At 71.1% G+C, this 19,995-nt stretch carries 20 protein-coding genes and 5 tRNA genes; 13 read left to right on the forward strand and 12 right to left on the reverse strand.

Annotated elements, in window-relative coordinates:
- The first annotated feature begins 18 nt into the window (after positions 1-18).
- The gene (locus ACIBBA_RS05980; protein ID WP_396694197.1) at positions 19-960 is read left to right on the forward strand and encodes an ATP-binding cassette domain-containing protein; all 942 of its coding nucleotides are present in this window, start codon (positions 19-21) and stop codon (positions 958-960) included.
- A complete protein-coding gene (locus ACIBBA_RS05985; protein ID WP_396694199.1) occupies positions 957-1,718 on the forward strand; it encodes an ABC transporter permease in 762 nt (253 codons plus the stop codon). The genes ACIBBA_RS05980 and ACIBBA_RS05985 overlap by 4 nt, the downstream gene beginning before the upstream one ends.
- Here ACIBBA_RS05985 and ACIBBA_RS05990 read toward each other — a convergent pair.
- Positions 1,702-4,845 carry a BTAD domain-containing putative transcriptional regulator gene (locus ACIBBA_RS05990; protein ID WP_396694201.1) on the reverse strand — a complete coding sequence of 1,048 codons (3,144 nt, stop codon included), beginning with the start codon at positions 4,843-4,845 and terminating at the stop codon, positions 1,702-1,704. The genes ACIBBA_RS05985 and ACIBBA_RS05990 overlap by 17 nt on opposite strands.
- Positions 4,846-4,899: 54 nt before the next feature.
- Positions 4,900-5,184, reverse strand: a complete 285-nt coding sequence (locus ACIBBA_RS05995; RefSeq protein WP_396694203.1) for a hypothetical protein — start codon at positions 5,182-5,184, stop codon at positions 4,900-4,902.
- A 158-nt stretch (positions 5,185-5,342) separates the two neighbouring features.
- On the opposite strand from ACIBBA_RS05995, the gene ACIBBA_RS06000 reads away from it, so the two are divergent.
- The 6 genes from ACIBBA_RS06000 (at position 5,343) to ACIBBA_RS06025 (ending at position 6,171) form a co-directional block, all read left to right on the forward strand.
- Positions 5,343-5,474 (forward strand): hypothetical protein, encoded by a 132-nt coding sequence (locus tag ACIBBA_RS06000; RefSeq protein WP_396694205.1) that lies wholly within the window; start codon positions 5,343-5,345, stop codon positions 5,472-5,474.
- A 68-nt stretch (positions 5,475-5,542) separates the two neighbouring features.
- Positions 5,543-5,615, forward strand: a tRNA-Trp gene (locus tag ACIBBA_RS06005).
- A 107-nt stretch (positions 5,616-5,722) separates the two neighbouring features.
- Positions 5,723-5,797, forward strand: a tRNA-Pro gene (locus ACIBBA_RS06010).
- A 55-nt stretch (positions 5,798-5,852) separates the two neighbouring features.
- Positions 5,853-5,926: transfer RNA gene (locus tag ACIBBA_RS06015), tRNA-Gln, on the forward strand.
- Between the two features lie 83 nt (positions 5,927-6,009).
- A tRNA-Arg gene (locus ACIBBA_RS06020) sits at positions 6,010-6,082 on the forward strand.
- 22 nt (positions 6,083-6,104) lie between these two features.
- Positions 6,105-6,171, forward strand: a tRNA-Cys gene (locus ACIBBA_RS06025).
- Positions 6,172-6,303: 132 nt separating this feature from the next.
- Here the strand turns inward: ACIBBA_RS06025 and ACIBBA_RS06030 are convergent.
- The 4 genes from ACIBBA_RS06030 to ACIBBA_RS06045 all read right to left on the reverse strand — a co-directional run bounded on the left by ACIBBA_RS06030 (position 6,304) and on the right by ACIBBA_RS06045 (position 9,319).
- Positions 6,304-6,837, reverse strand: coding sequence for a hypothetical protein (locus ACIBBA_RS06030; protein WP_396694207.1), 534 nt, complete (start codon positions 6,835-6,837; stop codon positions 6,304-6,306).
- 150 nt (positions 6,838-6,987) lie between these two features.
- The gene (locus ACIBBA_RS06035) at positions 6,988-7,452 is read right to left on the reverse strand and encodes a hypothetical protein (protein ID WP_396694209.1); all 465 of its coding nucleotides are present in this window, start codon (positions 7,450-7,452) and stop codon (positions 6,988-6,990) included.
- A gap of 180 nt (positions 7,453-7,632) precedes the next feature.
- On the reverse strand, positions 7,633-8,295 hold the full coding sequence (locus ACIBBA_RS06040; RefSeq protein ID WP_396694211.1) for a class I SAM-dependent DNA methyltransferase: 663 nt from the start codon (positions 8,293-8,295) through the stop codon (positions 7,633-7,635).
- A 175-nt stretch (positions 8,296-8,470) separates the two neighbouring features.
- On the reverse strand, positions 8,471-9,319 hold the full coding sequence (locus ACIBBA_RS06045; RefSeq protein WP_396694213.1) for an SDR family oxidoreductase: 849 nt from the start codon (positions 9,317-9,319) through the stop codon (positions 8,471-8,473).
- Positions 9,320-9,435: 116 nt separating this feature from the next.
- On the opposite strand from ACIBBA_RS06045, the gene ACIBBA_RS06050 reads away from it, so the two are divergent.
- Entirely contained in the window at positions 9,436-9,795 is a 360-nt protein-coding gene (locus tag ACIBBA_RS06050; protein ID WP_396694215.1) for a winged helix-turn-helix transcriptional regulator, read from the forward strand.
- 187 nt (positions 9,796-9,982) lie between these two features.
- Positions 9,983-10,864, forward strand: a complete 882-nt coding sequence (locus ACIBBA_RS06055) for a trypsin-like serine protease (RefSeq protein ID WP_396694217.1) — start codon at positions 9,983-9,985, stop codon at positions 10,862-10,864.
- A 49-nt stretch (positions 10,865-10,913) separates the two neighbouring features.
- Here the strand turns inward: ACIBBA_RS06055 and ACIBBA_RS06060 are convergent, their stop codons facing one another.
- Complete coding sequence (locus tag ACIBBA_RS06060) at positions 10,914-11,516, reverse strand: ATP-dependent Clp protease proteolytic subunit (protein ID WP_350867660.1); 603 nt, start codon at positions 11,514-11,516, stop codon at positions 10,914-10,916.
- Positions 11,517-11,650: 134 nt separating this feature from the next.
- Positions 11,651-12,145, reverse strand: coding sequence for a helix-turn-helix domain-containing protein (locus tag ACIBBA_RS06065; RefSeq protein WP_396694220.1), 495 nt, complete (start codon positions 12,143-12,145; stop codon positions 11,651-11,653).
- Positions 12,146-12,421: 276 nt separating this feature from the next.
- On the opposite strand from ACIBBA_RS06065, the gene ACIBBA_RS06070 reads away from it, so the two are divergent.
- Positions 12,422-13,435: a potassium channel family protein gene (locus ACIBBA_RS06070; RefSeq protein ID WP_396694222.1), complete on the forward strand. Its 1,014-nt coding sequence runs from the start codon at positions 12,422-12,424 to the stop codon at positions 13,433-13,435.
- 42 nt (positions 13,436-13,477) lie between these two features.
- On the opposite strand, the gene ACIBBA_RS06075 is transcribed toward ACIBBA_RS06070, so the two are convergent.
- Positions 13,478-13,966 carry a MarR family winged helix-turn-helix transcriptional regulator gene (locus ACIBBA_RS06075; RefSeq protein WP_396694224.1) on the reverse strand — a complete coding sequence of 163 codons (489 nt, stop codon included), beginning with the start codon at positions 13,964-13,966 and terminating at the stop codon, positions 13,478-13,480.
- Between the two features lie 85 nt (positions 13,967-14,051).
- On the opposite strand from ACIBBA_RS06075, the gene ACIBBA_RS06080 reads away from it, so the two are divergent.
- On the forward strand, positions 14,052-14,699 hold the full coding sequence (locus ACIBBA_RS06080; RefSeq protein ID WP_396694226.1) for an FMN-dependent NADH-azoreductase: 648 nt from the start codon (positions 14,052-14,054) through the stop codon (positions 14,697-14,699).
- 79 nt (positions 14,700-14,778) lie between these two features.
- Here ACIBBA_RS06080 and ACIBBA_RS06085 read toward each other — a convergent pair whose 3' ends face one another.
- The 3 genes from ACIBBA_RS06085 to ACIBBA_RS06095 all read right to left on the reverse strand — a co-directional run bounded on the left by ACIBBA_RS06085 (position 14,779) and on the right by ACIBBA_RS06095 (position 19,403).
- Complete coding sequence (locus ACIBBA_RS06085; protein ID WP_350867650.1) at positions 14,779-15,813, reverse strand: 2-oxoacid:ferredoxin oxidoreductase subunit beta; 1,035 nt, start codon at positions 15,811-15,813, stop codon at positions 14,779-14,781.
- Positions 15,806-17,653: a 2-oxoacid:acceptor oxidoreductase subunit alpha gene (locus ACIBBA_RS06090; RefSeq protein ID WP_396694228.1), complete on the reverse strand. Its 1,848-nt coding sequence runs from the start codon at positions 17,651-17,653 to the stop codon at positions 15,806-15,808. Before ACIBBA_RS06090 ends, ACIBBA_RS06085 begins: the two co-directional genes overlap by 8 nt.
- A 316-nt stretch (positions 17,654-17,969) precedes the next feature.
- Positions 17,970-19,403: a hypothetical protein gene (locus ACIBBA_RS06095; RefSeq protein ID WP_396694230.1), complete on the reverse strand. Its 1,434-nt coding sequence runs from the start codon at positions 19,401-19,403 to the stop codon at positions 17,970-17,972.
- A 130-nt stretch (positions 19,404-19,533) separates the two neighbouring features.
- Between ACIBBA_RS06095 and ndhC the strand changes: the two genes are divergently transcribed.
- Complete coding sequence (gene ndhC / locus ACIBBA_RS06100) at positions 19,534-19,911, forward strand: NADH-quinone oxidoreductase subunit A (protein WP_357047906.1); 378 nt, start codon at positions 19,534-19,536, stop codon at positions 19,909-19,911.
- Positions 19,912-19,995: the final 84 nt, after the last annotated feature.

The raw sequence follows: 19,995 nt of genomic DNA on the forward strand, positions 1-19,995 counted from the left end.
GCGCCGATCGTTGCCGGCATGAGGAATTCAGCGATCGAGGTTTCCGGGCTGCGAAAGGCCTTCGGAGACAAGGTCGTGCTCGACGGCATCGATCTGGATGTTCAGGCGGGCACGATCTTCTCCCTACTCGGCCCGAACGGCGCGGGTAAGACGACGACGGTGAACGTGCTGAGCACGTTGATGAAGGCCGACGGTGGGACGGTGCGCATCGCCGGCCATGATGTCGCCACCGAGGCCAAGGCGGTGCGCGCGACGATCGGGGTCACCGGTCAGTTCGTGGCGCTGGATGAGCTGCTGACCGGGCAGGAGAACCTGCAGTTGATGGTGGATCTCCACCGGGTGGGCTCCGCGGGCAGGCGGGTCGTCACCGAACTGCTGGAGCGGTTCGACCTGGCGGAGTCGGCGCAGAAGCCGGTGTCGACGTACTCCGGGGGTATGCGCCGGAAGCTGGACCTGGCCATGACGCTCGTCGGCAACCCCCGGATCATCTTCCTGGACGAGCCGACGACGGGCCTGGACCCGCGCAGCCGCCGCACGATGTGGGACATCGTCCGCGAGCTGGTGGCCGACGGGGTGACGATCTTCCTCACCACCCAGTACCTGGAGGAAGCCGATCAGCTCGCCGACCGGATCGCGGTGCTGGATCAGGGCCGGCTGGTCGCGCAGGGCACCTCCGCCGAGCTCAAGCGCCAGATCCCCGGCGGTCACGTCCGGCTCCGCTTCGCCGACCTCGGCGCACTCGATGCGGCTGCCCGGTTCTTCACCGGCTCCACCCGCGACGACGAGAGCCTGACCCTGCGGGTTCCCGGCGACGGTGGGACGGACTCGTTGCGGGCACTGCTGAACCAGCTGGACGAGCATGCGATCCAGCCCGAGGAGTTCTCCGTGCACACGCCGGACCTCGATGACGTCTTCCTCGCCCTTACCGGTCGCTCGAGCACGGAGGCCATGGCCAAATGAGTACCACTGGATCAGCGCTCGGCGATTCGGCGATCATGCTGCGCCGCAACTTCAAACACACCGTCCGGAATCCTGTCGCGGTATTCAACGCGGTGCTGTTTCCGGTCGTCATCATGGTGATGTTCGTCTACGTGCTCGGTGACGCTTTCAGCGTCGGCGTCGATTATGTCGACTACGCGACGCCGGGCATGATCCTCCTGGCGGTCTGTTACGGGCTGGGAGCCACCGCGACGGCCGTGAACTCGGACATGACGAAGGGGGTCATCAAGCGGTTCAAGGTCATGGATGTCTCTCGCGGGGCGGTGCTCACCGGCCACGTCGTCGCCAGCATGCTCAACAATCTGATTGCGATCGCGGCCATCATCGGGACGGCCTTCCTGCTGGGATTCCGTTCGTCCGGGAGTCTCCTCGACTGGCTCAGCGCGATCGGTCTCGTCGTGCTGCTCGCCTTCTCGATCGGCTGGTTCACCGTCGCACTGGGGTTGGCCGCGAAGACTCCGGAAACGGCGGGTCTGGGCACCGTACCGCTGATCATGCTGCCGTTCTTCAGCAGCGCGATCGTGCCGGCGGACAAGATGGGCCCTGGCATCCGGCAGTTCGCGGAATATCAGCCCTTCACGCCGATCATCGAAGCATTGCGTGGGTTGCTTGCCGGCACCCCGTCAGCCGGCGACACGATCGCCGCGATCGCCTGGTGCGTCGGGATCGGTGTCCTCGGGTACCTGTGGGCGACCGCCACCTTCAAGAAGCGAGCGTGACCTCGACCAGCTGACGCCAGCCTGTCAGCGTGCCATCCCGTGCCGCCTCGGCGAACCGCGTGTCGCCGAGGCGGCGCCGCGCTGTCTGCTCGATCCGGGCCACGTCCGGGTGCGAACGGTCCTGCAATCCGCGTACGGCGGCACTGGCCGCGAGCAGCCGCGCGGCCTGTTCGTACTCGTCGCGGCGCAGGGCCAGGTCCGCGACCCCGACGAGCACCTGCGCGATCAGGGGTGCGTGCCCCGCCTCGGACGCCGCCTGCCAGGCCGCCGCGCGGTGCGTACGGGACTCGCCGGGATCGTCGGCAAGGTAGCCGAGCAGGTCCTGGGTCACCGCGCGCATGTTCGCCCACTCCGCTTCGTCGCCGAGCAGGGTGATCGCGAGACCGAGTTGCCGGTACGCCTCCTCGGAGTCGCCGTCCCAACGAGCGAGTTCCGCCTTCGCGAGGGCCAGCTCGGCCAGGGCATCCGGCCACGTGACCGGTTCCGCGCAGCGTTGCGCCTCGGCCATCGCAGCCGCACTGGCATCCTTGTCGCCCAACAGCCAGTACAGCTGGGCCTGTCGCGCCCGCCGGCGGATCACATCCTCGATGGCGCCGACCTGGGTGACGACCTCGATCGCCTGCTCGTAGTACTCGCACGCACCCGTGAACTCGCCCCGCATGGCGACCCGCTCGGCCAGCTCGGTCAGCGCGAACGAGATCCCGAACCGCTCGCCGAGGGCCCGGAACTCGGCGAGCGCCATCTCAAGATAGGCGTCCGCATCCCGCCCCTCCTGGCCGAGCATGATCCGCATCTTGCCGAGGTGTAGCCGGGCCAGTGCGCGTGCCCAGGGCTCCTCGTCGTCCAGCAACGACTCGAACGCGGGCAGGAACGCGTCCGGTGCCTGCAACATGCGTTCCAGCGGTACGACGAACTTCAACAACGGGTGGGTCCGCTGACCATGCCGGCTGAGCTGGTACGCCTTGTGGATCCACTCCGCCGCCCGGTGTTCGTCGCCCTGCCCGGAGCTGACGTACATGCTCATCAGCGCGTACACCGTGGCCCGGACCTCATCGGTCACCTCGCCGGGCGTCTCCGTCGCCGCGGTGATCAGCTCGATGCCTTCGGCCTTGTGCCCGCTGAACCACCAGTACCAGCCGGCGCCCGTGGCGAGCCGCATCGCCGCCTGCGCCTCGCCGGCCCCGAGCGCGCCACGCATCGCCGAACCGATGTTGTCGTGTTCGGCCTGGAGCGTGGCGAGCCACTGCAACTGCTCGGCGCGGCGCAGATGCGGCTCCGCGGTCTCGGCGAGTTCGGTGAAGTAGACGAGATGCGCCCGGCGGGCCAGGTCCGATTCCCCGGCCTCCCTGAGCCGGTTCGCGGCGTACTCCCTGATCGTGCCGAGCATCCGGTAGCGCGGTGCGCTGTCACCCTCGGCAAGCAGCAGCGACTTCTCGGCCAGCGAGGTGAGCAACTCGAGCATCTCTTCCGGCTGCACCCCGTCGCCGGCGCAGACATGCTCGGCCGCTTCCAGGCTCGCGCCGCCGGTGAACACCGAGAGCCGGCGCAGGACCACCCGTTCGGCGTCGGTGAGCAGCTCCCAGCTCCAGTCGACCACCGCCCGCAAGGTCCGGTGCCGCGGCAACGCGGTCCGGCTACCGCCGGTCAACAGCCGGAACCGGTCGTCGAGCCGGTGGGCGAGCTGGTCGAGGGACATGGTGCGCAACCGGGCGGCGGCCAGTTCGATCGCCAGCGGCATCCCGTCCAGCGCCCGGCAGACGCGCGCCATCGTCGACAACGTGGCGGCGTCGAGCGCGAGGTCCTTGCGCACCGCGCCCGCCCGGTCCCGCAGCAACTGAACGGCCGGAGACGACTTGATCTCGCCGGGGTCGGCGTCCACCTCCGGCGACGCCAGCGGCTCGACCAGCCACAACGCCTCGCCGGTGATGCCGAGCGGTTCCCTGCTCGTCGCCAGGATCCGCAGCCGCTGGCATTCGCCGAGCACCCGGTGGGCGAACGCCGCCGCGGACTCGATCACGTGCTCACAGTTGTCCAGGATCAGCAGCGCCTCCCGCTCGCCGATCGCGGCGACGAGCCGGTCAGTCAGATCCGCGTCCGGTGCCCCGCCGAGCAGAGCATCACGGAGGCCGAGCCCGGCGATCGTCGGTTGTGCCACGTCGCCGTCGGCGCCGATCGCGGCGAGTTCCACCAGCCAGGCCCCGTCCGGCAGGTCGCCGACCAGCGTGCGGGCGGTCTCCGTGGCCAGCCTGGTCTTCCCCGAGCCGCCCGGCCCGACCAGTGTCGTGAGCCGGTGTCCGGCGACGAGCGCGCGGACCGCGGCGACGTCGGCATCCTTGCCGACGAAGCTGGTCAGCTCGGCACGCAGGTTGGTCTTCCGCTCATCCTCCCGGCGTCCCCCGTCGCCGCGCAGCAGCGCGACGTGCAACGCGGACAACTCCGGTGAGGGGTCGACGCCCAGCGCGTCGGCCAGGGCCTCTCTCGTGCGCTGGTAGACCAGCAGGGCCTCGCTGCCGCGACCGGCCGCCACCAGGGCACGCATCAGCGCGGCGACGAGCCGCTCCCGCACCGGATGCGCGGCGACCAGGTTGGTCAGTTCGCTGACCAGCCCCGCACCGTCGCCGAGGCCGATCTCCGCGTCGAACCGATCCTCCAGAGCGGTCAGGCGTAGCCCGTCGAGCCGGGTGACCGCCGCGTCGAACGCCGGACTGTCCGGCAGACCGACGTCCTGCATGGCGGCGCCGCGCCACAGGGCGAGGGCTTCGCGCAGCAGCCGTACCCGTTGAGGACCGTCGCCGTCGCGGACCTGACTCGCGGTGACGAGGCGTTCGAACCGCACCGCGTCGACGTCGTCGGGCGCCACCGCCAACCGGTAGCCGTCGGTCTGACCCTCGACCGATCCCTCCGGCAGCACCTTTCGCAGCCGCGAAACCAAGCGGTGCAGGGCATTAGTCGCGTCGGCGGGCGGCTGTTCACCCCAGATCCAGTCGACGAGCGTTGCCTTCGGGACCACGCGACCCGGTTCGAGCGCGAGGGCGACCAGCAGCCCGCGCAGCCGGGCGCCCGGCACGTCGGCGAAGGCGCCGCCGTCCGTGCGCACCTCGAACGATCCGAGCATCCCGATCTGCACGCAGCAGATCCTGCCATGGGGCTTCAGCACGCCGGAAAATGCCGACTTCGGTGTTCAGTCGTCCTTGCTCCGGCGAGCCTGGCGCTCCTGCACGAAGTAGTCGCCGAGGTCGTCGAGGAGACGCTCGCGGGCAGCCTCCAGGCGCTCCCCGTAATCCGGCATGAAGATCTCCACGAGCTTCGTCTCCAGGGTGCCGCTGATCCGATGCAGCGCCGACCAGACCGCGACGTCCTCGTCGGCGACCGCGTCGAACCGCTGCGTACCGATCACCTTGTCGAGCCAGTCCGACAGCACGAGAGCCTGATCCCTGGACAGCTCGATCGTGAACTCCTCGGCCACCGGGCAAGGCTAGCCGCCCCCGAATAGGGCGCTCGTCCTGGTGTCCGCTCGCCACGTCGCCAAAGGAAGATGACTCAGAAAAACCGATTGCCGGCCGTCGACGTGGCCCCTACTTTTGATCAGGCAAGGTCATCCCGACGAACTCGAGGAGTTCACCCGTGTTGCAGCACTTCTGCACCGAAATGGCGCGGCTTCTGCCGCGCGCCGGTGTCGTGCTGCCCTCGATCGGGCGAGCCCACGACCTTTGCGCGAGTGAGCAGAACTGGATGCCGGGGCGGCAGCGCGAATAGCGCATTCTCAGACGTGAAGCCGCCCACCCGCCAGGGAACGGGCGGCTTTTTCGTCAGCGACAACTGCACAGGGCGTAGCTCAACTGGTAGAGCACCGGTCTCCAAAACCGGAGGTCGCAGGTTCGATTCCTGTCGCCCCTGCTCTTCGTCCCGGCCGTGGCCGGTGACGTAGCACATTTTCAATTCCATAGTGGATGGCATGAGACCCCGGCCGACGTCGACATATGGGCCGGCCGGGGTAATACCCTCCGGGACGAGGGAGACGGCAACCCACTCGCTTTGGGAGCGAGGGAAACGGGGTTCGACTCCCCGGTCCCGGACCACGGGGCGGACCTCACGGTGGGGTCCCACCCGGCCGGCGAGACCTCGTCGGCCCCTTGCGGGCTGGTGCAACTCGGCAGCACGTCCGTCTCTGAACTGGAAGGTTGGAGGTTCGAATCCTCCGCCCGCAGCGGCTCGCAGTTCATGCCCGACTGGCCCAGCGGTAGAGGCGCTCGGTTCAGCCAGGAGTGGACGCCGGGTTGTCGATCCGTATGCCCCCGTAGCTCAGCGGACAGAGCGCCTGGCTACGAACCAGGAAGCCGCAGGTTCGATCCCTGCCGGGGGCACCTACGCAGTCGCTGAGGACCTGGTCGTGTGCCCGAGTGGTCAGGGAGCGGTCCGCAAAACCGCCGGGGTTCGATTCCCCGCACGGCCTCGATGTGTGCCATCCACTGGGTGAGGCGCAGGCGGGGAATGGGCCCAGCTGCCGCTCATGACGGCGGCCTGCTCGGTTCGACTCCGAGGCCTGCGACCAGTGCGGCCGGCCGGGCTATGCCCCTGGTCGGGCTCAGTGGCAGCTCTTGCGGGCCACGCGTACGAAGGCGTCTCGCGAGACCACCTTCGTGGTGTCGTGGTCGACGGGTGCCAGCATCTGGTCGGGACCGATCCGGGCGAAGTCCGCGGTGCTGAAGTCCACGGGGATGGCGTCCCGGCCGCTCGACCCGGAGAGACTGTATGTGGCGTCGGGCTTCAGTTCGGTGAGCGGTTCCCTCCGCGCCGCGGTGCCCGACGCCGGCGGAGAGGCCTCACGGGTCCCGGCGGTCTCCCAACCCTCCGGCGGCTGACCGAGAAGCGGGACCTCCACCACCTCGGTGGTCGACTGCCCAATGATCCGCCAGCTGGTCAGCGAGCGATCCGTCGTGTGGTCCTCACTGGTTTCGTACACGCTCATCTGGGAGAACGAGCCGTCGCACGGGACGAGAACACCGATCGGCCTGCCATCCAGGACGGCGAGGGCCACGACCGGTTCGTCGGGTGGAGTGCAGGCGGCCAGGAGCCCGAGCAGCGGAAGCTGCATCATCGCGGCGGTCTGTCTGCGCACGCGCTCATTCTTTCGATGCGACATCACGCGCCGGTCGCACGACGATCACGATCGGTTGATGGGTGGCGAGCCGGCGCCCACACCGACCGGCGAACCGGCGCCCATCACCGACCGGCGGGCACGGCGGCCCGCCGGTCGACGGTCAGGGAATCAGTTGCCGCAGGCGGTGTCGAGTGCTTCGATCGGCTGCTTCAGCGCGGGCTCCTCGACCTCCACCGGCTTCTTGTCGGCCAGTCGCTGCTCGATCGCGACGGCCAGGTTCTCGAAGGCGGTGCGTACGGTCGGGTCGGCGGCCTGGGGCGCCTGGGCGCGCAGGCCGGTGACGATCGTGGTGTAGTGCCCGCGGATCAGCCGGTCCTGCTCGGCCTTGCTGACCGGCTTGTCGATCTGCGCGATGGCGTCGTCGGCCATCCCGACGAAGCCGGTCTTGACCACCTCGGTGGCGGCCTTGCAGACCGTCTGGCTGTTGGCGGCGACGTCGACCGTGGGGCTGGCCGCCGCGCTGGTCGGCCCGCCGGCCGTGGGCTCGCTGGTCTTCTCGCACCCGGCGGCGAGTCCGGTCAGCGCCGTCAGAGCGGCGAGGGTACCGAGGGTGCGCAGGCGCGTGCTGGACATGGTCATGGCGTACTCCCCGTGTGTCGTGCGTGATCGCGGCCCGCCGGGGCCGTTCGGGCCCGGTCGATCGGACCGTTCGATCCGCCACTGTAGAGGGCCGACGCTGACCCCGCGATCAGGATTCCCCGCCCGGTGCCCGGCTCCGGATCCAGGCGGCCGGCGCAGGCGAGGCCCGCGCCGTCAGGGCCCGGGCTTGCGGGCCAGCAGGTACGCCTGCGGCGTCTTCTCCGTGCCGCCGTCGTACGGCTCGGGCTCGCGGACGAGCTGAGCCCGCAGCGTGAAGCCGGCGTCGGTCAGCAGCGCCGCGACCTGCTCCGGACGGCGCCGGCGGAAGGTCAGCGACAGCGGCTGGCCGAACCCCTCGGTGCGGATCACCGGTTCGTCGCCGACCTGGAAGACCATGGCCAGGTGGCCGCCCGGCGCGAGGGCCCGGTGGAAGCCGGCGAAGGTCTCCGGCAACAGCTCGTCGGGGACGTGGATGATCGAGTACCAGGCCGTGATGCCGGCGAGACCGTTCTCGGGCAGGTCGAGCGCGGTCATCGAGCCCTCGTCGAAGCGCAAGTCGGGATGGTCGCGGCGGGCCACCGCCAGCATCCCGGGTGAGAGGTCGATGCCGAACGCCGCCAACCCGAGCCCGCTGAGGTAGCCGGTCACCGCGCCGGTCCCGCAGCCGACGTCGGCGACCGGACCACCACCGGTCCGCTGCACCAGTTCGGCGAAGGCGGTGAGGACGGCGCGGTCCCACGGCTTGCTGGTCAGTTCGTCGCGGAACTGGGCGGCGAACGCGGTGGCCACGGCGTCGTAGGACGTCCGGGTCTCACGGAGGAAGTCCGGTTCGATCATTCCGGGCAGGCTACGCCGGGCCGCCCGGGGCCGAGGGCCGGCCGTCCGCCTTCGTAACGGGCGCGGAACGCCCACTGGCGGCTCGGTCCGTACGCGGGACGGCACGGCCGGCTCGGCGGGCATCCGGAACGACGCCGCCCCGCTCGCGACGGCGAGCGGGGCGGCGAGGGAACGCTCAGAGCGCGGCGCGGATCGCCTCGGCCAGGGTGACCGGCGGCCGGCCGAGCAGCCGGGCCAGGTCGTCGCCCTCGACCTCCAGCTCGCCCAGGGCGAGCCCACGGTCGCCGTCGGCGAGGACGGCGGCGAAGTCGGCGGGTACGCCGGCGCCGACCAGCATCTCGATGTACTTCTCCTCCGGAAGGTCGGTGTAGCTCACCTCGCGGCCGGTCTGCCGGGACAGCTCCTCGGCCAGCTCGGTCAGGGTGAACGGGGCACCACCCAGCTCGTACGCCCGGTTGGCGTGGCCCTCGGTGGTGACCACGGTGGCGGCGGCCTCGGCGTAGTCGGCCCGGGCGGCCGCGCTGACCCGACCGTCGCCGGCCGCGCCGGCGATGCCGTACTGCAGGTAGGTGGGGATCTGCGGCAGGTAGTTCTCGAAGTACCAGCTGTTGCGCAGGAAGACGTACGGCAGGCCGGAGGCGACGATCTCCTGCTCGACGCCGCGGTGCTCGGTGGCGAGGACCAGGCTGGAGGTGTCCGCCTTGGTGATGCTGGTGTAGGCGATCAGGTTGACGCCGGCCTGCTTGGCGGCGGCTGCCACGTTGCGGGCCTGCTCCACCCGGCGGCCGAGCTCGGTGCCGGAGACGAAGACCACCTTGTCGGCGCCGGCGAAGGCCGCGCGCAGCGAGGCGGGGTCGTTGTAGTCGGCCTGCCGCACGGTCACCCCGCGCTCGGCGAGGTCGGCGAGCCGGGTGGTGTCCCGGCCGAGCGCCACGATCTCGTCGGCGGGTACGCCCCGGCTGAGCAGCGATTCCACGGTGAGCCGGCCGAGGTGACCGGTGGCGCCGGTGACGACGATGGACATGCGAACTCCCTCTCGAAGTGGGTCGGACCTCAGCTGCAACGGGAAGCTCGGCGGGTCACTTCCCGTTGGAGAGTAGGCACCTTGAAGTGCGTAACTCGCCATGGGAGAGTAAAGGCGTGGAACCGGACCTCTACGACCGCAAGTGCGGCAGTCGGCAGGTGCTCGACCGGATCGGCGACCGGTGGAGCGTCCTGGTGGTGCTCGTCCTCGCCGACGGCACGAAGCGCTACGGCGACCTGGCCAAGCGCATCGACGGGGTGAGCCAGAAGATGCTCACCCAGACGTTGCGCGCGTTGGAGCGCGACGGGTTGGTCACCCGCGAGGTGCACGCCGCCGTGCCGCCCCGGGTCGACTACGCCCTCACCGACCTGGGGCGCAGCCTGCTCGACCTGCTCTCCGGGCTCCAGGCGTGGGCCACCACCCACCTCGGCGAGGTCGAGGCGGCCCGCGTCCGCTACGACGCCCGCACCGTGTAACGAGAATTGGCGCGAAGACGCTGCGCCGCGAGCGCAGGCGCCCGATTCCCGACGCTAATAGGCTCCGCCGTATCGAGAATCGCCACATCGTGGCAATCCACGGCCGGGTGTCGGACGCGAGTGAGGGGGCGTGTCCGCCCTCCCCGGTTGGTGCTCACCGATGTCTCGCGAACCAGCGGAGGATCCTTTGCGCCGTACCGCACTGCTCGCCACACTGACCACCGCTGCCCTTGCCGCAGCCATCGCGGCCGCCACACCGGCGTCGGCGATCAACACCTACAACGCCCAGCCCGCGCCGGAGCGCACCGAGGTCGGCGCCCTGCTGGTCCAGTGGGACCGCGACGCCGACCCGGCCACGCCCGACGTCGTCGACTGGTACTGCTCGGGCACCATGATCGACCGCGATGTCTTCCTGACCGCGGCGCACTGCACCACTGACTGGGCGCCCGGCGCCCGGTTCTACGTCTCGCTCGAGCAGGACGTCGAGGGCGCGCTCGCCGAGGCCAGGGCGGCCGGGCTCAGCCCGGAGCAGGTCGCCGCGACGGTCGGGGTCGAGGGTACCGAGCACAACAGCCCCGACTATCCGGGCAACTCCGCCGACGCGCACGACATCGCGGTGGTCACCTTCGACACCGCGCAGGCGGCCGAGCTGGACCGGCGGTACGACTTCACCCCGGCCACCCTGCCCACCGCCGGGCAGCTCGACGCGCTCGGCAGCCGCACGCTCGAGGCGGCCCGCTGGGAGGTCATGGGCTACGGCACCGCGGAGGCCCAGCGCGAGCCGGGTGGGCACGTCCACCCCGGCGGCGGCGTGCGGATGAAGGCCGAGCTCGGCTTCAACTCGCTCAACAAGACCTGGGTCCGCCTGGCGATGAACGAGAGCCGGGGCTACGGCGGCGCCTGCTACGGCGACTCCGGCGGCCCGAACTTCGTCACCGTCGACGGGCAGCGGGTCCTCGCCGCCACCACCATCACCGGTGACGGCCCCTGCTACGCCACCAACGTGGTCTACCGGCTGGACGCGCCGACCGCGCGTGACTTCCTGGCCGACTTCGTCGACCTGCCCTGATCGGGGTGCGACGGCGGCCGGCGGGACCATCGCCGGCCGCCGTCGCGGCTCAGCCCACCGGCAACTGCTCGGACTGGCTGATCACCTGATCGATCAGCCCGTACTCCCGGGCCTGCTCGGCGGTGAACCAGCGGTCCCGGTCCCAGTCGCGCTGGATCTCCGCCAGCGTCCGCCCGCTGTGCTGGGCGATCAACTCCTGCATGGTCCGCTTCACGTGCAGCATGTTCTCGGCCTGGATGGTGATGTCCGCGGCCGTGCCACCCATCCCGCCCGACGGCTGATGCATCATGATCCGCGAATGCGGCAGGGAGTATCTCTTGCCGGCCGCGCCGGCGCAGAGCAGGAACTGCCCCATCGAGCCGGCGAAGCCGAGTGCCAGGGTCGCCACGTCGTTGCGGACGTAGCGCATGGTGTCGTAGACCGCCATGCCCGCGGTCACCGAGCCGCCCGGCGAGTTGATGTAGAGAAAGATGTCCCGTTCGGGATCCTCGGCGGCGAGCAGCAGGATCTGCGCGCAGATCTGATTCGCCGAGGCGTCGGTCACCTCGGTGCCGAGGAAGACGATCCGTTCCTTCAGCAGCCGCTCGAACACCTGGTCGCCGAAGGACGGCTGCCCGCCGTCCAGCATCCGCACGCCGCCATAGCCGATCATCACGTCCGCCTTCCACCGTGCCGGCGGGCGGCGGAACCGCCCGGGATACCGGCCTCTCCAGCGTGCGCGCGGTGGTGGCGCAGGCCCAGCGATTCTGCCGGCGGCGAATCTGCCGCCGGCAGAACCGGCCAGGCCTAGACGGCGGTCAGCCGCCGTCGGCCCGTCCGGGCCTGCCCGCAGCGGAGCAGGTCGGCGGTACGCGGACCGGGGCGCCCGGCCGGCGCCGGCCCGAACCCGCCGACGCGCAGCGTGGGACCACCGGCCCGAGGGCCGCGGTGCAGCATCGCCCCGGGGGTACGCGGACCGAGCCGGACGGTCGGCCCCTGCTCGCCCCGGGCGGCCGGGACGCGCTCCAGCTGGGCCAGCCCGACGCGGGGCGTGGCGGGGATCCGCGGCTCGACCTGGCGCAGGTCGTCCCGGGCCTCCTCGAGCAGTTCGGAGAGGTGGATGCCGAGCGCCCGGCAGATCGCCGCGAGCACCTCGGAGGAGGCCTCCTTGCGACCGCGCTCGACCTCGGACAGGTAGGGCACGGAGACCCCGGCGACCTCGGCCACCTCGCGTAGCGTGCGGCCCTGGCGCAGCCGCAGCCGACGCAGCACCCCACCGATCACCCGTCGCAGCAACGACATGCCGGCCTCACTCTCACGGTCGTCGTCCCGGGGACACCCCCATCATGCCCGCTGTCACCGGTCCGGGCCGCCCCGGAGCGCTGACCGCACCGCCCCGGACCGCTGACCGGGCGGCCTTTGGCCACGGCGAGTCGGGTCCGGGACGCCGCGAGCCGGCGCCTCATCCGGCCTTCCGGTCGGCGGGCTGGTTGCCCGGGTTGCGACCCGGGCGTGCGGATCACGACGCAACCGCTATGTTGTGGGCGTGCAGGCGACGGCGGCGGAGCAGGTTCGACGGTGATCCATTTTCCCGCGCAGCGTCGGGGTCCGCTCAGCGCGCTCAGCCTGCGGCTGGCGGCCGCGCTCGGCCTGGTCTTCGCCACCGTGGCGGTGGTCTATCTCGACCGGGGCGGCTACCGCGACGTCAACGAGGACGGCATCACCCTGCTCGACTGCTTCTACTACACGGTGGTGACCCTCTCGACCACCGGCTACGGGGACATCACCCCGTTCAGTCCGAGCGCTCGGTTGATCAACGTCCTGTTCATCACGCCCGCCCGGGTGCTCTTCCTGATCATCCTGGTCGGCACCACCCTGGAAGTCCTGACCGAGCAGTACCGGACCGGCCGTCGGCTGACCCGGTGGAGGAAAACCGTGAAGGACCACGTCATCATCTGCGGCTACGGCACCAAGGGCCGCAGCGCGGTCTCCGCCCTGCTGGAGAACGGGCTCGACAAGTCGCGGATCATCGTCGTCGAGCGCAACGGCGCGGCGCTGCGGCAGGCCACCTCGGCCGGGCTGGTCGCGATCGAGGGCTCGGCCACCCGTTCGGCGACGCTGAACGAGGCGCACGTCCGCACGGCCAAGGCCGTGATCATCGCGACCGACAGCGACGACGCGTCGGTCCTGGTGGCGTTGACCGTACGGCAGCTCACCGCGGGCCAGGTGCGGATCATCGCGGCCGCGCGGGAGGCCGAGAACGCCCCGCTGCTCAAGCAGAGCGGCGCGCACCACGTGATCGTCTCCTCGGCCACCGCCGGCCGCCTGCTGGGACTCTCCACCTCCGCCCCACCGCTGATCGACGTCGTCGAGGACCTGCTCACCCCCGGGCAGGGGATGGCGCTGGCCATGCGGTCGGCCGAGCGCGACGAGGTGGGCCGTTCGCCCCGCGAGCTGGACTCGCTGGTCATCGCCCTGGTGCGCCGGGGCAAGGTGGTCACCCTGGCCGACCGGGCCGGCGCGGTCATCGAGACCGGGGACATGCTGGTGCACGTCCGGGACGACCGGCCGCGGTCGACGGCCACCGTCTGATCGCCAATCCGGCCCGCCAACCGGGGCCGCCGGAGCGACCGCTCAGCAGACCGCGTCCCCGTTCGGGTCGAGCGCGGTCACCTCGGCGCAGGTCACTTCTCTCCCACTGATCGCCCGGCGGAGCAGGTCGTAGAGCGTCTCGCGCTCGGCCGGCTCCAGCGCGCCGAGGACGTCGTCCTCGGCGACGACGAGGGCGCACTCGGCTTCGCGCAGGCGTTTCGCGCCGGCCTCGGTGAGGCTCACCACGTGCCGGCGGCGGTCCTCGAGTGAGCGCCGCCGCTCGACCAGGCCCGTCGCTTCCAGGTCGTTGAGCAGCCCGACGACATTCGTGCTGTCGATCTGCAGGGAGCTGGCGAGCCCCTGCTGGCTGATGCCGTCGGCGTCCCGCAGCACGGTGAGCGCGACCAGGTGCCGGGGTCGCAGGCCCAGCGGCGCCAGCACCGACTCCGACCTGAGCCGCATCCGCCGGGCCAGGTAGTCGAGCAGCGCGCCAGAGCGGCGTTCCGACTGCTCAACAGGCCCCGGGGACATGTGACTCAGTTTACCCCCTGCCGCAGAACGTCGGTCTGCTATAAATAGTTGGTGTCACACAAACGATCTGTGGAGGGCTAGTTAGATGCCACACCTGTTGCACATCGACTCGAGCATCCGGGGCGAGCACTCGGTCAGCCGACAGCTCACCGCTCGCGCCGCTGCCGTCTGGCGTGCCGCCCACCCGGACGGCACCGTGACCTACCGGGACCTCGGCAAGCAGCCGCTGCCGCACCTGGACGAGGCGGGCGGCCTGGCCCGGATGGTGCCGCCCGACCAGCACACCCCGGAGCAGCGCGCCTCCTGGCAGCTGACCGAGCACCTGGTCGACGAGGTCAAGCGGGCCGACACCGTGCTGCTGGGTCTGCCGCTCTACAACTACGGCGCACCGAGCAGCGTGAAGACCTGGGTCGACCACCTGATCGCACCGGGCATCGCGTACGACCCGGCGACCGGCGCCGGCCTGCTCGGCGACCGCGAGTTCATCGTGTTGGCCAGCCGGGGCGGCGGCTACAGCGCGGGCACCCCGCGCGAGGGCTGGGACCACGCCGAGCCGTGGCTCCCGCACGGCATCTCCCAGACCGGGCTGGAGCCGCGCTTCATCGCCGCCGAGCTGACCCTCGCCCCGGTGGTTCCGGCGATGGCCGAGCTGGTCGGCCTGCACGAGGAGAGCCTCGCGGCGGCCCAGCGGGCCATTGACGAGCTCTGGACGTCGGCCCCGGCCGCGGTCTGACCGACGCCGCTTCCCCGGTACGACGAGAGGGGGCCGTTCCCCGACGGGAACGGCCCCCTCTGCGGTCGGCGGGTGCGGGTCACATGATGGTCCAGGTGTCCCCGCTGCCCAGCAGGGCGGAGAGCTGCTGCTCGGGGGTCTCGGTGACCTCGGCCCGGGCGGCGGCGAGCTGGTCCTGCACCGTGCTGTCGTAGGACGGCCGATCCACCGAGCGGAACACGCCGATCGGGGTGTTGCGCAGGTCGAGACCGGGCAGCCGGGAGAGCGCGAAGGCGTACGCCGGGTCGCTGACCGTCGCGTCGTGCACGACGATCTCGTCGGGGCTGGTGTTCGCCGTCTCGCGGACCTCCAGGCCGAACCCGCCCGGCGGGTGGACGACGCAGAACTGGCCGTCCTTGCCGAAGGTGATCGGCTGCCCGTGCTCCAGCCGGATCAGGAAGTCGTCCCGGGTGCCCGGATCCTTCAGCTGGTCGAAGGCGCCGTCGTTGAAGATGTTGCAGTTCTGGTAGATCTCCACGAACGCCGAGCCCTGGTGCTCGGCGGCGGCCCGGAGCACCGACTGGAGGTGCTTGCGGTCGGAGTCGATGGTGCGCCCCACGAAGGTCGCCTCGGCGCCGAGCGCCAGCGAGAGCGGGTTGAAGGGCGAGTCGGCCGAGCCGACCGGCGTCGACTTGGTGATCTTGCCGAGCTCCGAGGTGGGGGAGTACTGCCCCTTGGTCAGCCCGTAGATCCGGTTGTTGAAGAGCAGGATCTTGAGGTTGACGTTGCGGCGCAGCGCGTGGATCAGGTGGTTGCCGCCGATCGAGAGGGCGTCACCGTCACCGGTCACCACCCAGACCGAGAGGTCCGGCCGGGTGACCGAGAGGCCGGTGGCGATCGCCGGGGCCCGGCCGTGGATCGAGTGCATCCCGTAGGTGTTCATGTAGTACGGGAAGCGCGACGAGCAGCCGATCCCGGAGACGAAGACCGTCCGCTCGCGGGGGATGTTCAGCTCCGGCATGAACTGCTGGATGGCGGCCAGGATCGCGTAGTCACCGCAGCCGGGGCACCAGCGCACCTCCTGGTCGGACTTGAAGTCCTTGGCGGTGAGCTTGAGGGCGACGGGCTCAGACATTCTTCAGGACCTCTTCCAGCATCGTCTCCAGCTCGGCGGCCGTGAACGGCAGGCCGCGGACCTGGTTGTAGCCGATCGCGTCGACCAGGTACTTCGCCCGGATCACGTGGGCGAGCTGGCCGAGGTTCATCTCGGGGATGACCACGCGGTCGTAGGAGCGCAGCACCGTGCCGAGGTTCGCCGGCATCGGGGCGAGGTGGCGCAGGTGCGCCTGGGCGATGGAGAGCCCACGCTGGCGCAGGCCGCGGCAGGCGGCGCCGATCGGCCCGTACGTCGAGCCCCAGCCGAGCACCAGCACCCGGGCGTCGCCGTCCGGGTCCTCGACCTCGACGTCCGGCACCGGGATGGTCTCGATCCGGGCCGCCCGGGTACGCACCATGAAGTCGTGGTTCGCCGGGTCGTACGAGATGTCGCCGGTCTTGTCGGCCTTCTCCAGACCGCCGATCCGGTGCTCCAGCCCCGGGGTGCCCGGGATGGCCCACGGTCGGGCCAGGGTCTCCGGGTCGCGCAGGTAGGGCAGGAAGGTCGTGCCGTCCTCGCCGTTGGGCGTGGTGGCGAACTCGACCCGCAGGTCGGGCAGGGACTCCACGTCGGGCAGCAGCCACGGCTCGGAGCCGTTGGCGACGTAGTTGTCCGACAGCAGGATCACCGGGGTGCGGTAGGTGAGCGCGATCCGGGCGGCCTCCAGCGCGGCGTGGAAGCAGTCGGACGGCGACTTCGGGGCGATCACCGCCACCGGGGCCTCGCCGTGCCGGCCGTAGAGCGCCATGTTGAGGTCGGCCTGCTCGGTCTTGGTCGGCATGCCCGTCGACGGCCCGGCCCGCTGCACGTCGACGATGACCAGCGGCAGCTCCAGCGCAACGGCCAGGGAGATCGTCTCGCTCTTCAGCGCCACGCCCGGGCCGCTGGTGGTGGTGACGCCGAGCGACCCGCCGTAGGCGGCGCCCAGCGCCGCGCCGACCGCGGCGATCTCGTCCTCGGCCTGCATGGTGAGCACGCCCAACTTCTTGTGCTTGCTCAGCTCGTGCAGGATGTCCGAGGCCGGCGTGATCGGGTAGGCGCCGAGGAACACCGGCAGCCCGGAGCGGACCCCGGCGGCGACCAGGCCGAGCGAGAGCGCGGCGTTGCCGGTGATGTTGCGGTAGGTGCCGGGCTGCATCTTCGCCGGCTTGACCTCGTAGCGGACCGCGAAGTCCTCGGTGGTCTCGCCGAAGTTCCAGCCGGCCCGGAAGGCGGCGATGTTCGCGGCGACCAGCTCCGGCCGGGCGGCGAACTTGCGCTCCAGGAACCGCAGCGTCGACTCGTAGGGCCGGGAGTACATCCAGGAGAGCAGGCCGAGCGCGAACATGTTCTTGGCCCGCTCGGCGTCCTTCTTGGACACCTCCTGAGCGGCGAGGGCGCCGATCGTCATCGAGGTGAGCGCGACCGGGTGCACGACGTAGCCGGCGAGCGAGTCGTCGTCGAGCGGGCTGACCTGGTAGCCCACCTTGGCCAGGTTGCGCTTGGTGAACTCGTCGGTGTTGACGATGATGTCCGCGCCCCGGGGCAGGTCGGCCAGGTTGGCCTTGAGCGCGGCCGGGTTCATCGCCACCAGCACGTTCGGCGCGTCACCCGGGGTGAGGATGTCGTAGTCGGCGAAGTGCACCTGGAAGCTGGAGACGCCGGGCAGCGTCCCGGCGGGGGCGCGGATCTCGGCGGGGAAGTTGGGCAGTGTCGAGATGTCGTTGCCGAGCTGGGCCGTCTCCGAGGTGAATCGGTCGCCGGTCAGTTGCATGCCGTCACCGGAGTCGCCGGCGAACCGGATGACCACCCGGTCGAGTTGACGGATCTGCTTGGTCACGCCTGCACCTCGCTTCGCTGCGCGCGGTTGCGCGGGCGGCTCGACATGATGGTGACCCCGCCTTGCCCGGCCACGTGACCTCCTTGACGCACCGCTGCACCGCGCCGGCCGTGACTGGCCCGGCCCGCTGTGGTTTCTCCCCTGAGAGCCTACGTCGGATCGACCCATGACCTTCCCAGGAGGTTCGCCGACTGGGACCGAATCGGGGGGCGAAATTCACCTTTTAGTGGTGATTGGCACCTCGCGCCGTAATCGAGATCACCGTCCGCCGATGCTCCGGCCCGGAATGTGCCCGCCGACCCGAGGCCTCCGCCGCTCACTCCTGGGTCGCGGGCGACCGCCCCGGGTCGGTCACCGGCTCGGCGAGCCGGCGGCGCAGCGACGTGGTGGCCAGCCAGAGCGCCAGCACGACCAGCAGGGCGGAGACCACGATGAGGATGACCGCGGTGCGCTGCACAGAGCTGGCCCCGTCGCCGCCCGTGCCGGCGTCGCCGGCGCCCAGCACGCCCTGTGAACCGGTCGGCGCGGGCACGGCGGCCACCGGGGTGGCCAGCGCCGCCGCCGCGGTGATCCGGAAGCTCATCTGCACCTGCCGGGTCCGGCCGCTGCGGGGGTCGAGCTGACCGACCACCGCACCCGAGAGCGGGGCCTCCCGCTGGGCGTCCGGTGTCGCCTCGACCGGGAGGCGCAGCTCGGCGCGCCCGCCGGCGGGTATCGCGCCGACGTCGCAGCGGGTCCGGGTCGGGTCGACCGCGACGCAGCCGGCCGGTGGCGCCGGCACGGTTACCCCGGCCGGGAGGACCACGTCGACCCGCCCGGCGGCGTCGACCTTGCCGGTGTTGCCGAGCCGCACGCCGAGCTCGCTCGCCGCCCCGCTGATGTCGAAGGCCACCTCGTCGGCGTGCAGCGCGATGCCCGGCACCGGCGGGCCCGGCGGGAACAGCACCGCGAACCCCTCGTTGTCGCTCACCGCGCCGGTCACCCCGGGGGCGCTGGCGGTGACCGCCACCGAGCCGCTCAGCGGCATCCGTCGCCAGGCGGTGCCGGAGATCCGGACCCGCACCAGGGTGCTGAACCGGGCTCCCGCCGCGGCCGTCCACTCACCGCAGCGGTACGCGCCACCGCCGCTGGCCGCGCAGCCCTCGGTGCCGGCGTCGGTCAGCCCGGCGGGCAGCGTGTAGGAGAGTCGGATCCGCTCGGCGGTGGTGCCGGTGTTGGTCACCGTGACCCGCAGCGTGGTGTTCGTGCTGGCCGCGTTCCAGTAGCCGCTGCTCAGGGTGATGTCCCCGGTGGTGATCCGGATCCCGAGCGGGTGCTGGGCCGGTGCGCCGCCGGGCGCCGGCGGTCGGACCGGTGGCACCGGTGGGACCGGCGGCACGGGCGGGCGGCTGGACGTGCCGGCGCCCGGCGTCGGCCCGGTGGCCGGCGGCGACGTCTCCGGGGCGCCGGTGGTCGGAGCAGGTTCGGTGGTCGCCGGCGGCGTCGTCTCGGCGGGCGGCTCGATGGTCGGCGGCGGCGTGGTCGGGTCCGGGGCGGTCTCGGTCGGCTCCGCCGTCGGGGTCTCGTCGCCCGGATCCTCCGCCGGATCGGTGGCCGACGCGACCGGGCTGGCCTCCGGGACGGCTGCCGTGGCCCAGCCCGGCACGACCGCGATCGCGGTCAGCAGGCCGAGCGTGAGCGACATCGCCAGCAGGGGCGCGCTACGTCGGGCACGCGCCCGTCGCCCGGGGGGTACGTCCACGCTGGCCATCTGTCCTCCGGTCCGACGGGTCAGGGTCCAATATTCGGTAACGCTTGCCCCGCGGCACTAGTCCCAGCCGGAAACAAATCCGTAACGTGTTCGGTACGTGCCCGCGGACCGGACGGTAGGCTGCCGAATCGTGACCGGTTACCTGGGCTCGTACGCGACGCTCGGGCTGTTGCTGCTCGCCAGCGTCCTCTTCTTCGTTACGGCGTTCTCGGCCAATCGGATGTTACGTCCTGGCCGTCCGGCTGATCCACCCGGCAAACGGACCAGCTATGAATGCGGGCTTGACCCGGTCGGCGGCGACTGGGCGCAGATGCAGATCCGCTACTACGTCTACGCCTACCTCTACGTGCTCTTCGCGGTCGAGGCGGTGTTCCTGTTCCCCTGGGCGGTGGTCTTCGACCGGCCCGGGTTCGGCCTGGTCACGGTCGTCGAGATGGCGATCTTCGTGGCGGTGCTGGCGCTGGGCATCCTGTACGCCTGGCGTAGGAACATCCTGCGCTGGACCTGACCGCCCCGGCCACCGGCGATCGTGTCGGCCCGGCCGTCCGTTCGCGCCGCCCCGGCCGGTCAGTCATGTCCGGTCCACGCCTGA

Source organism: Micromonospora sp. NPDC051006 (assembly GCF_044456245.1).
GTDB lineage: Bacteria > Actinomycetota > Actinomycetes > Mycobacteriales > Micromonosporaceae > Micromonospora.